Source organism: Vagococcus sp. WN80Y, from assembly GCF_059621045.1.
The window spans coordinates 1-11744 of record NZ_JCAQHY010000105.1; the positions used below are offsets into that span (position 1 = coordinate 1).

Annotated in this window: 9 protein-coding genes and 1 pseudogene; 5 read left to right on the forward strand and 5 right to left on the reverse strand. The window is 34.6% G+C overall.

Going from position 1 to position 11744, the window contains the following annotated elements; translation table 11 throughout:
• Window positions 1-308 (reverse strand): annotated as a pseudogene (locus AC5KOD_RS03850) (ECF transporter S component); the annotation flags it as partial.
• Window positions 309-1011: 703 nt separating this feature from the next.
• On the opposite strand from AC5KOD_RS03850, the gene AC5KOD_RS03855 reads away from it, so the two are divergent.
• From AC5KOD_RS03855 to AC5KOD_RS03865, 3 genes are all read left to right on the forward strand, one after another.
• Entirely contained in the window at window positions 1012-1173 is a 162-nt protein-coding gene (locus AC5KOD_RS03855) for a hypothetical protein (RefSeq protein ID WP_496913216.1), read from the forward strand.
• 113 nt (window positions 1174-1286) lie between these two features.
• On the forward strand, window positions 1287-1733 hold the full coding sequence (locus tag AC5KOD_RS03860) for a hypothetical protein (RefSeq protein ID WP_496913217.1): 447 nt from the start codon (window positions 1287-1289) through the stop codon (window positions 1731-1733).
• A gap of 45 nt (window positions 1734-1778) precedes the next feature.
• The gene (locus AC5KOD_RS03865; RefSeq protein ID WP_496913218.1) at window positions 1779-2171 is read left to right on the forward strand and encodes a hypothetical protein; all 393 of its coding nucleotides are present in this window, start codon (window positions 1779-1781) and stop codon (window positions 2169-2171) included.
• Window positions 2172-3045: 874 nt separating this feature from the next.
• Here AC5KOD_RS03865 and AC5KOD_RS03870 read toward each other — a convergent pair.
• Window positions 3046-5937 carry a DEAD/DEAH box helicase gene (locus AC5KOD_RS03870; RefSeq protein ID WP_496913219.1) on the reverse strand — a complete coding sequence of 964 codons (2892 nt, stop codon included), beginning with the start codon at window positions 5935-5937 and terminating at the stop codon, window positions 3046-3048.
• Window positions 5938-5942: 5 nt separating this feature from the next.
• Window positions 5943-6335, reverse strand: coding sequence for a (deoxy)nucleoside triphosphate pyrophosphohydrolase (locus AC5KOD_RS03875; protein WP_496913220.1), 393 nt, complete (start codon window positions 6333-6335; stop codon window positions 5943-5945).
• A gap of 694 nt (window positions 6336-7029) precedes the next feature.
• On the opposite strand from AC5KOD_RS03875, the gene AC5KOD_RS03880 reads away from it, so the two are divergent.
• Window positions 7030-7848 (forward strand): rolling circle replication-associated protein, encoded by an 819-nt coding sequence (locus AC5KOD_RS03880; RefSeq protein ID WP_496913221.1) that lies wholly within the window; start codon window positions 7030-7032, stop codon window positions 7846-7848.
• Between the two features lie 207 nt (window positions 7849-8055).
• On the opposite strand, the gene AC5KOD_RS03885 is transcribed toward AC5KOD_RS03880, so the two are convergent.
• Complete coding sequence (locus AC5KOD_RS03885) at window positions 8056-9462, reverse strand: SIR2 family NAD-dependent protein deacylase (RefSeq protein WP_496913222.1); 1407 nt, start codon at window positions 9460-9462, stop codon at window positions 8056-8058.
• A 12-nt stretch (window positions 9463-9474) separates the two neighbouring features.
• Complete coding sequence (dgt, locus tag AC5KOD_RS03890; protein WP_496913223.1) at window positions 9475-10875, reverse strand: dGTP triphosphohydrolase; 1401 nt, start codon at window positions 10873-10875, stop codon at window positions 9475-9477.
• Between the two features lie 187 nt (window positions 10876-11062).
• On the opposite strand from dgt, the gene AC5KOD_RS03895 reads away from it, so the two are divergent.
• A complete protein-coding gene (locus AC5KOD_RS03895; RefSeq protein WP_496913224.1) occupies window positions 11063-11632 on the forward strand; it encodes a TetR/AcrR family transcriptional regulator in 570 nt (189 codons plus the stop codon).
• Window positions 11633-11744: the final 112 nt, after the last annotated feature.

Sequence of the window (11744 nt, forward strand, 5' to 3'; positions counted from 1 at the left end):
AGACTACCACCCCAGTTTCGGTAAAATCCGAGACGACTTGCGAGGCTTGCGACTAGGGCAATCCCAATGGCTGAAAGAACAAAAGGAAAAGCCTGTGGGCGGAGTAATGAATTAAATAACGTGCTGATAATGGCGGTGCCACTGCCTAGCCACGGGCCCGCCAAGCAACTCATTAAGATGGTACCGACGGCATCGAAATAAAACGGGAGTTTCAACATGTTAGTTAATTGACCACCGATAACATTAAAAGCAACCGCAATCGGAATCATCATAACTGACATGACGGACAAGTATTTCTTAGACTTCATTTGAATTCCTCCTAGATTGAAAAACTTTTTGACTCGGGAGCTTTGAATGGAATATAATTTTTAAAAGTTCACAGAAATAATAAAAAGCACCACCAAGACTTTCCCTTAAAACGCAAAAAAACGGCATTAGACGGACTGTCAAATGTCGTTTACAATAGTTGGGGTTAAAAGGTCACTAAATAACCTTATAGCAAGTGCTCTAAGACTGAATCATGTTAGATGTACCCTACCCAAATTAGCGTGCTTTTGATAATTCTTTTGGAAAATGCTAGAAAAAAGCGCTTAAATTAGGTACAATGAACAGTGCTAGGAGAAATTGCTAGCTATTGGCAAACTTGATTTGCAGGCGTAAACTGTACATCAAGGGATTGGGGTTGGCCTCAGAAACCAAACCCGATCCGCCATAAATTTTTTTATTTAATTGTCTTGGTAGTGCTTTCTTTGCTAGTGTATGGGAACAGGTACGCTAAGTCAAGAAGTATATTATTAAATAACATGATTAAGAGCCTCTCAAATTGTTGGTTATACGCCAATGCGAGAGGCTCTTTTATATTGCAAGAATTGTGCCAATTACGAAGAAAAAGAAATAAAATAATTGAAAAAAGAAATAACGCTATCCCTTAATTGCGGTGAAATTTTATAAATTTATCAGTATCCTTAGATTTATTTTTAATGTATAATTTAAAGATAAAGGAGTGATCGTATGAAAACATGGTTTATTATGTCTCTTGTAACGTTAATCGGGATACTCGCTGTTACGCTGCTAGGCTCAAAAATTTACTTTCTATTAATTGCGTTAATTACTGCCTTTTTCTTATCTAACAACAGATATGCTAAAAAAATAACTAATAAAATTTTTTCTTGAGCCTAAAGAGTTACTTTTACTAGTAACTCTTTTCATCTGCCTTGATAGTCATCCGTTCAAAATAAAGTCCTTTGTTAAGATGAAAACACCTACCATTTTATAGGAGAAACTAAATGACCACAATTAGACGTCTTACCATGTTGATACTTGCCCTTTCCCTTTTAACTGCCTGTAATGGTAGTACTAGTAAAGATAAAAAGGCAACTACAACCAGCTCCACCTATAATCTATTGGAAAGTCCGATATACCCAGACCTCGAAAAATTCATCGGGATATGGGAAAATGAAGACAACTCACAAGACGAAAGCCTTCTACTGATGTTATCTTCTGAAAATTCTTTCATGTACTCTTTCTCTAATTCAACGACTGAATTCAAAGATGATTCTGAATTTTTAGATTTTCTAAGCTTTGATGATCACGTGCTAACCCTGTTAGCTAAAAATAAACAGGTTATTTATTATTTTTCTTTAGGCAATGATGGAAAATTAGTACACAGTAGTGACACTTACCCCAATAAAGATAACCCTTCTGAAGAAAAAATTTATTATAAATTGGAATAATTCTCGTTATTATTTCCTAATTTATAACTGCTAAGGAGTTCTTTTATGATCATAATAAAAATTGTTTTTTCACTTCTATTCAATTTCTCTTTTATTTTACTGTTGCTAGATAGCTGTCATCTAATTAAATATGTCCCTGTTCAATCTGATTACCCTAGTCCATCTAATTCAAGTGCGTACAGACGATTTCGCAGAGATCTGTCGCTGATTCCTTTTTCTTATTATTTGACCCTTTTGCTCGTGTCTGATTTTTCAGCAAAAACCATCCCCCAATATGCGAGTATCACTACCTTGCTACTCTTATTTTTGGCCATTATATACCCGATAAAAACAATCCAAGCCATAAAATCAGGGGCGACAGTGGCTCCTTTCACTAGAAAGGTATCTCCTGTGTTTATTTTGCTCTCTACTATCTGTATTTTTTATATTGATAGTTAGTTTTGGTAGGATTGGCATTACCAGAATAGCGAAAAAAACTCGTCACGACTATCTTCTGACGTCAACCGTCCTGTCTTTGGTTTTAATAGAAAAAGAAGCTAATCAATGCTAGTAACTTGCCTTGATTAGCTTTAAAACTATATTATATTTTCCACGCTAGTCATTATTTTCTCAGTCTGAGTGTTGCTTTTTTGTCTGGTCGAAACTTAACGATAATAGTCGCCAAAATATGGTAATTGAACTTGGCTTTACGGAAAATTCTGTAAGCAATGTTATCTTTGAAAAGTAGAAACCCAAAATCATGCGTGATACTGTCACGCATATAATAACAACTAAATGACTCTTCATGTTTCGTTTAAAAGAACATTTGAGTTGACGCGTGAAATCATCACGCATGGCTGTTTTTTCACTAGTTATTCGTCCTTCTGAAAACATCTTAACACTTTGGTATAACAAGCTTTATAGTTGATGAAGATATTATCCAAAGATCGGTTTGAAAAGTAGAAACTCAAAATCGTGCGTGATACTATCACGCATATAATAACAAGTAACTGACTCTTAATGTTTTGGTTGAAAGAACATTTTGGTTGATGCGTGAAATCATCATGCATAGCTGTTTTTTCACTGGTTTTTTTGTTATATTATAACAAGTTCCTGTGACTTATTATCATAAATTTATTGGTACGTTCAGTGTTAATATCTCAATTATAACACTTATTTTAGGGGCTTTGGGCGATAGTTCGAAAGTTGCACGTATAGGGACTGATTGATTGTTTTTGTTTTTTGAAAGGCTGATTGGTCGCTGTTTTTAGGAGATGGTGGGAAGTGGTTGTGTAGAATTGAAATTGGCTAAAGGAAAAAGAAAGCTGAAATTTCAGCTTTCTCTCAAAAAATCATACAAGGCTTTATCGACAGAAATTTCTAGTTTCATCTCGATATGCGCCACATTACTACCATTCAACACTTCGTTGGTCGCAGTTTTCTTATTGGGCTCACTAGCGCCAAAATAATAAAAAGGTTCGCCTTTTTGTTTTTGAATAAAAATATGACAAACAACCTCTTCCGAAGTTTCGTTCATGAGACGTTTAACTGATTTACTCTCAAGAGTGTCACCGCCCCTAGTTGACCAATTAAGGGTATCCTCATTGATAAAACTATCTTCATAATCTTGCGTAGAACCCTCTTCCAACGCTTTGTGATAAGTGACAAAAATAGGACAAGTTCCATACTTAATTTGATACCCATACAACGTTCCTTCTTCATTATTTGCCCAATTAAGTAGGCGACATACATCTTTACGTGTATACTTTTCTTTCAGGGTCATCGCACGAGTGTTATCATATTTTTCAGATTTGGTTAACCCAACATTTATAATGTCATAAACTAATTCAGCGAAAAACGGATTAGTTAATTCATTGAGGAATTCAGTCGTTAACCGCATATCACTTTCTTGTTTCTGCACAATTGGTAAATTACCATAACGTTTTTTCCCTATATCCGTGTAAAATGATAAGTCTAATAAACTTAAAACAGAAATAATCGTCCTAGAATCAACATAATACTCTTTTTCTTTTAGCATAGTTAAATACTCTTGCTCAGATAACTGCCCTCGTTCGATTAATTCTTTTAACAGAAGCAACTCATGTGGTCGTTTCCCATTCAATAGTTCAATGGTTAAAAGTGTTAAAAAGAAATTACCCGTTTCACTAATAACAACAACATCCTCTTTTACATAACGTAAAAAATGATAGTAATTATTCTTATAGGTTGCAATTACTTCTGGATCAGCGGAATTCTGCTCAATGAAATCCATCAAAAAAGGCGTTCTACCAATTCTATTTTTTAAATGAGTATATGAGGCCTTATAATTATTTCCTCTATTCAAAGTAGCTGTTTTAATGGAATCAAAAATTCTTTTCTTCGTAATCTCATCAAAATTAATAGTCGAAATTCCTTTAAGATACTCTAAGTCTAAAGTCTTTTTTAGTAACTCATTTTTATTTAACGAAGTATCACCAGACAAAGCAGTTGGGATTAAGTAATTATTTTTATAATTTCCGATGAAGTCAATAATCGTTACAAATTCTTTGCTCGGATGCTTTCTCAAACCTCGACCTAGTTGTTGAATAAAAATGATACTAGATTCCGTCTGGCGCAACATAACGATTTGGTTGACTGATGGAATATCAATCCCCTCATTAAAAATATCAACCGTAATAATATAATCCAAGTGCCCATTCTCTAACGCTTCAACAGCATTCTCTCGCTCTTCACTGGACTGATCACCAGTCAAGGCAACTGTTCGATAGCCTCGAAGGTTTAACAAGTTAGACAATTCCATCGCTTCTTGCTTTCGACTAACAAAAATCAAGCCTCGAACAGCGTCACCAGAAAAGCCGTAATAATCAAGATGTTTAATAACATGCTCAACTCGTTCTTCAGAAGCTAAAATAGCAATATCCGAGGTTTCTTCAAAAACTTTCCCCTCTTTTTCAAAATCAGTAATTCCAAAATAATGAAATGGACACAACATATTTTCTTCTAAAGCTTGCTCCAAGCGAATTTCATAAGCGATATTATAATCAAATAATTCAAAAATATTAAACTCATCGCTACGCTCAGGAGTCGCTGTCATCCCCATCAAAAAATCAGGTTCGAAATAGTCCATTAATCTATTATAGGTCGCTGCACCAGCTTTATGGACCTCATCAATTAAAATATAATCAAAATCATCTCGATTAAATTGTGATAATTCTTCTTGCTTAGAGATAGTTTGGATAGTAGCAAATAAATACTTAGCATCTCGATTTTTACTAGAACCAGAAAGTATTCCATAATCGGATTGTTCTCCCCCAATTACTTTGAAGAAGTCCTTTTTCGCTTTTTTTAATATCTGCTCACGATGAACAATAAATAACATTTTCTTTGGTTGCGCATTGCGAACATCAAAGGCTGAAAGATAGGTTTTTCCCGTTCCAGTTGCTGAAATCACTAATGCTTTTTGCTGTCCAGACGCTCTAATATGAGCGATGGATTTTAACGCATCTTGTTGCATCTTATTAGGCATTATTTCAGCTACTACGGGACTATCTTCCTCTACGCTAATAACCGCATCATATGGCGATGCTTGCCTTAGATCATTTTCAGAGTTTCCGTCAATATGCCTTAAGCTGATGAATGGTGTATAACGTGTCGAATACTCGTCAATCCACTGCAAACTCAACGGCTTTGAATTGCTCCACAAACCTTCAATATTTTCCTTAATACGACTGGTAATATCACCATCATATAAAGAATTAAGCTTCATATTCCATTCGTAATTCTTTTTTAATGCTTTTATAGTTAAATTAGAACTTCCAACAATCGCTGAATAGTGGTCTGGAAAATCAAACAAATAGCCTTTTGTATGAAACCCTTCTTCCGAAGTAATTCTAACCTCAACATTTGGTAATTTTAACAGCTCTTTAAATATTTTCGGAGAATTAAAAGACAAATAGTCAGAGGTAATCATTCGACCGCTAATTCCTTTTAAAGCTAATTCATACAACTGTTTTTTTAACGCCATCAGTCCACTTTCAGTAATAAATGCTACTGAAAAAATAAATGATTGACACGTTTCTAAATCCTCAGTAATTGAATTTAGCACATATTTCTTATTATTAGGTTCATTTACAACTAATTGAGGGCCATACTTAGTTAAGGCTTCATGCTCCTTATTAATAAAGCCTTTCTGCAAAGCTTGATTCAACTTATTTTTAATCGTCACACTTATCACCTCATAGCTTTTAATTTATTAATTGTAGGAATGTCTGCTGGTGCCCATTCTAGTTGATCTAATTCTGATAGTTCTAGCCATCTTATTTCTTGATGCTCCATCAAAATCGGTTCGCCACTTACTAATTCACAATTAAAGGTCGTCAAAGATATAATACCAAAATCATACTCATGAATAGTTGTCGTGATTTTATCATGTATCATAATATCACTTTTAAGTTCTTCACGTATTTCTCTTTCTAACGCGTCTCGATCGGTTTCATTTTCTTCTATTTTACCGCCTGGAAATTCCCAAAAATTCCCAAGAGATTTATCTGCTGGTCGTTGGGCGCATAATATTTTATTATTTTTATGAATGACAGCCCCAACAACTTCTATTGTTTTCTTCATCTTCTTACTCCTAACACTAATCAATCATTTACCATTTATTGTACTATAGTTACGGGTGTGAAGATAGATCGAGTCTTTTATAATTTATTTACGACTTCTTGTTAAAACATCTTATTTAGACATTTATTCAACAAAATAACTAATTCTAACGATTGGATTAAAAGCTAGTAATCTAACTTTCTTTTTTCATTCTGGGTCTAAATCGCTACTGCATAGAATTAGAAGGTTCGTTGAAAAGGACAGAGGCATTGGAATAATAAAAAAATTCTTCTTTTATTATATATATAGTCAACACACTTAGTGAGAAAATTTTAACCACTTTGATAAGGCCGTTCAGTATACCTTTCAACTTCAGAAATTTCCTGTGAGTGGTTCTAATCTTACGATGTCTGTAATCCATATTAACACTTCCTTCTAGCTGATGTGACAGCTGTGATTTTTTTAAAGAATATTTTTCCGCGAGAAAAATTACAAACGTCGATAACGAGTTATCGACAGCATTCGAAAGAATGCGGCTGTTTTTTCTAACTCTTTTTCTATATAGTTTATATGTTTTCAATAAACTATATAGAACATCCAGTATAATGATGAAAATTTTCATAACGTTTAATAGATTAGCAGGACTGTTGTATAGTTCAATCATATCATTTATACTTGATTATAAGTGGCACTCAATGAAAGGAAAATTTACATAATGATAGAATCTTATAATATAGTAAAGATAAGTAGTCCTAATAAAGAACAGTTTCGAATTTATTCAGAATTAAAATTTTCTGGATTTACTACTGATGCTGACCGCTCTTATAAAAAGAATATGATTAATAATAGATACCAAAGTAACATAAGAGCTAAAAGGCGAATACAACAGCTTATAGACATTAATTTTTCTGAAAAATTTACATTATTGACTTTGACTTTTAGAGAAAATATCACCCAATTAGAAATAGCTAATGATGTATTCACTAATTTTATAAGGCGATTAAAATATTATTTAAAAACTAAGCATGAAGCAGAAATGGTTACGCTTCAATACTTATGTGTCATAGAAACACAAGCTAGAGGTGCCATTCACTATCACGTCTTAACAAATATTCCTCAAGATACAAGTTTTTCTGATGTTATTAAAATATGGAATGCAGCTATAGATTCTCAAAATAAAATTTTGACAAAAGGTGGTTCAGTTCATATTGATTATTCTTCTGGAGCAAGTATTGATGGAAATAATGTTAGTAAGTATCTGGCCAAGTACTTGTTAAAATCCACAGTGAATCCGATATTCTGTGGGAAAAAAATTTATTTTAGTTCCCGTAATCTAAAACAACCTATCCGAAATAATTATAAATTAGATATCACTTCCGAACACTTAACTAACAAAAATTCATTGATTCAAACAATCGAGCAGTCTTTTGAATCCGATCTATCCAATAAACAGTTGAAACAATTTGATGTATACAAAGACAAGTATTCCGGAAAGGACATTTTCTTTTTGGAATACAAAAAAGAAATTAAGTAATGAAACGAATATCCACTTTTACAAAACGTACGTAAACAATAAATATCCTAACCTTGAATAACGAACCAAGAAGCATCCTAATAATAAAAGCAGTGACTTTTGTTATTAGGATGCTTCTGTCAGAATTACAAAGTATAGACAAATAACTACTTATTTCTCACATTAAAAACGCCCGTCTTTGTCCATAATCTCTTCATTTTCATATAACTAACCACAATCCTCATCTTCCATCACCCGCAATGACTCCTCAGAATACCGTTTCAAATCACTTAATTCACGATAATCCGCACTCTCATGAATCAACTCTAGATTCTTTTGTGAAAATGAATGTTCACGCCAGATTTTATCAGCCTTCCATGATTTTCCTTGGTTTCCAAAAGGTCCCGCCCACTTCATCACATCATTCAAATTATGCAAAATAATCGAAAATAAATTAGGGTGCATCTCAGCTAAATCTTCATACTGGTCGATAATCATTAGCGGAATTTTCAAACTCTCCCCATAGCTAGCAAAATTTTTATTTATCGTTCTTGCTTTGGTAAAAACTTCTTGATAGCTCGAACCATAAACCTCAATAAACTCAAACAAATCTACCGTTAGATGTGGCTCTTTTTCATAGGTAACTAACGCTTTAATCTCTTGTAAGGTCTCATCCGATTGCTTTAAAAAGTACTGATTACCAGTCGTCTTGATTTTTTGAATAATATCATCAATCGCTTGTTGATCCTTTCGATCTGCCTCTTTGACCTCTTCGATATAGGGCAATAATTCTTCCATAAACTCTGAAATATCTGACACTTCAAGTACCTTAATATTCGAGTCATTCCACGAATAGGGCTCTTTATTGAGGGTGCCTTCTTTTCTAACGATCTGATAAATATCTGCTTTCGCTTGATCCGATTGACTGTTTTGATAATAATTTTCTGCCCAATCAATCGCTGACAAGACATTCATATCACCCAAACCATAGCCCAAGATAACCGTTGTTGACTCTCTGATGGTTAGGGCTAGTTTTATTTGCCGATAATCATTTGGCCTAAATAAGGAGATATAATCCTCTTGAAAAATGATAATATCATCTGAATTAAGTCGACTACCGTGCATGTGATACACGGGAATCTTATGCTTTGGACTAATTAAATCATCGCCAGGATCTAAAGAAAATCCCTTGCCATCTAAAATACTTTCAACCACTTGATCGTAGTTAGTCGTAATGAAAAAAGTCGGGTCAATCGCCTTCATAAACCCTGAATAACGCGTTCGCTTTTCCTCGGATGGTAGCCAGTAAGTCGTCTTAGCGATGATTGATTTCATCTCTTGTTTAAACCCATCACGATTCATTTCAGGCTGAGTTTTCACAAACTTCCGACACATTTTTGAGGCAATCTCTGGATACCCCATTCCAAAAGAGCTGTCATCTTCCATAATCATCTCTAGCTCTTGCTCGGCACCCATCTTTTCCGCACATCGTTCAATCAAATGTCCCCACCCAAGCGCAGGATTATCTTTTTCACAAAGCGACATCGAAAAACCCGCTCCTACAAAAAAACCAAGGCCACTTCTCACACTTGACTCGGCGATTTTCCGATAAATAGCTTCTCTACTTTCAGTCATGTTTCTCTCTCCCTAGTTACCATTTAGCTCATTGTACAGCCCTTTTGCATAAGTATCAGTCATACTGGAAATGAAATCTACCACCATTAATAAGCGGTAATAAAGCTTGTCCCCTTCACTAAAATAAGGGTTAAGTGAAACTGTTTTTAAATACGATCGCTTACAGCTCTCAGACAAAATCAAGTTATATTTTCTATAGGTCTTATTCTTAGTCTTCTCATCAAAATACAACGCCGCAGGAACAAAACGATCCAGTAACCACGTAATAATTGTATTACCCGATAGTTCTAGTTTCGTAATCTCGCGATCACTCACAATCCGCTCAAGTGTCAATTGTTTCAGTCCTGCTAAAATTGGTTCTAAGTCCGTTTCAAAAAATAAATCATATGAATACGTTCCTGCTAAAATCTCTTTATGACACTTGTTAAAACAGAAGGCAGCATTCTGAACCAAACGAGATTGAAGATCATTCATCCAGATTCGGATATTAGACAATTCATCCACTGATTCAGAAAATTGCTTCTCTGCTTTATCTAAAACCTCCATCACTTTCTCTCGTTGCCTCTCAGACAACTCTTTTCGCTCGATAAACTCTTTCAAGAATGTCAGCAGCTCTTGTCCGCTGATGATGCCCTTTTTAAGTGCATCTTCAACATCAGCAGTCGCATAAGCCAGATCATCGGCCGCTTCTAAAACAAAGGTTAAAGGATGCCTAACCCCTCTTGTTCCCAGAACATCGGATATTTGTTGATAAATGGCTTCTTCGCTTTGATAGTAACCAATTTTCTTATACCCTGACTGCGTTTTTAGTTCTGTCGAAGGGATCGGATATTTAATGAGCGTATTCAGTAATGGATACGTCAGATTTAACCCCAGTTCATTCTCAACATAATGGTAGCTATGAACAACTCGCAATGAATGAGCATTACCATCAAAATGTTGTAAATCAAGCAGTTGTTGTTCAGTTAATAACTCTGATACCTTTTGACCATTAAAGGATAGCTGACTGATGTTTGTTTCAAACCAGTCCTTGATACTCGTTTCTCCGTAATGTCCAAAGGGTGGATTGCCAATATCATGCAATAGACCAGCCGCGCTGACAATCGCTGACATTTGATTGATCATCTTATCATCAATTTTCTTACGTAAATTAATCGTCGAAAACTTTTGAATGATTAATTTCGCAAAATAAGAGACTTCTAGCGAATGAGTCAACCGCGTTCGCACAAAATCATTTTTATCAAGTGGAAACACCTGTGTCTTATCCTGTAGCCGTCTAAAGGCCTGATTTGTCACAATCTTTAAATAATCTACCTCGTATTCATTGGTTGTGCCTCTAACGTGGACATTATTTTTTGTATTATACCGCTTTTCAGTCAGTAAGGTTGACCAATCCATTAGTTTGTCGCTCATCTTACTCCCCCTCTATCTTCCTATTGCTTTCATTATAACGATAATCACGGGGCCAGATAGGGAATTATTCATATATGAAAAAAATAAGTATGTGACGATTGCGTTAATTTCACTTAATAACTCTTGACATTTCTACCGTAAAAATTTATAATGAGTTAAAACTCAATGAGTAAGGACTTAACCAAATATGAATAAAAGAGCCATTCAAAAAGAGGCAACTCGATTAAAAATTATCACCACAGCTAAGAAGTGTTACGCAGAAAAAGGCTTTCTTGTTTCAACTGCCATGATAGCGAAAGAAGCTGAGATTTCTCACGGAACCATCTTTGCACACTTTCCAACTTCTGATGCCCTCATTTTAGCTGTTATTCAGCATTTCTATGAGAGTATTGCAACAAAGCTACGAAATATATCAGCAAAAAATGGCATCACAGCCTTTCTAAATCAGCACTTGGAAGTATTAACCGAGCACGAATCCTTTTATAAGAAACTGATTGAAGAAAAAACGATTCTACCAGAAGAATCACAGCTACTTTTTGTCGAGATACAATCAACGATTTCGCATAATTTTTCCAAAGTAGTTGACCTAGAGCAACCGTCAATCAAAGATATTCCCCTACATTTGCTCTTTAATACATGGATCGGGCTTGTCCATTACTATCTATCCAACAGTGCCCTTTTTTCACCAAACGACTCGGTATTGACGCAGCATAAAGACGAGCTACTTTTTCTTTATACTGAATTAATAAAAAAATAAAGCCAGCTATAAAAAGGTCAAGTAAAAACTGAACTATTTTAAAATTGTTTGTTGTGATTTTTAATGCAACATAAATAAACCTAGAGAAGAATACAAATTTTTTCTAGGTATC

Excerpts from the sequence above, each read along its gene's own strand:
- AC5KOD_RS03855 (WP_496913216.1), top strand. The coding sequence starts at position 1,012 with ATGAAAACATGGTTTATTATGTCTCTTGTAACGTTAATCGGGATACTC.
- AC5KOD_RS03880 (WP_496913221.1), top strand. The coding sequence starts at position 7,030 with ATGATAGAATCTTATAATATAGTAAAGATAAGTAGTCCTAATAAAGAA.
- AC5KOD_RS03860 (WP_496913217.1), top strand. The coding sequence starts at position 1,287 with ATGACCACAATTAGACGTCTTACCATGTTGATACTTGCCCTTTCCCTT.
- AC5KOD_RS03865 (WP_496913218.1), top strand. The coding sequence starts at position 1,779 with ATGATCATAATAAAAATTGTTTTTTCACTTCTATTCAATTTCTCTTTT.
- dgt (WP_496913223.1), bottom strand. The coding sequence starts at position 10,875 with ATGAGCGACAAACTAATGGATTGGTCAACCTTACTGACTGAAAAGCGG.
- AC5KOD_RS03875 (WP_496913220.1), bottom strand. The coding sequence starts at position 6,335 with ATGAAGAAAACAATAGAAGTTGTTGGGGCTGTCATTCATAAAAATAAT.
- AC5KOD_RS03895 (WP_496913224.1), top strand. The coding sequence starts at position 11,063 with ATGAATAAAAGAGCCATTCAAAAAGAGGCAACTCGATTAAAAATTATC.
- AC5KOD_RS03885 (WP_496913222.1), bottom strand. The coding sequence starts at position 9,462 with ATGACTGAAAGTAGAGAAGCTATTTATCGGAAAATCGCCGAGTCAAGT.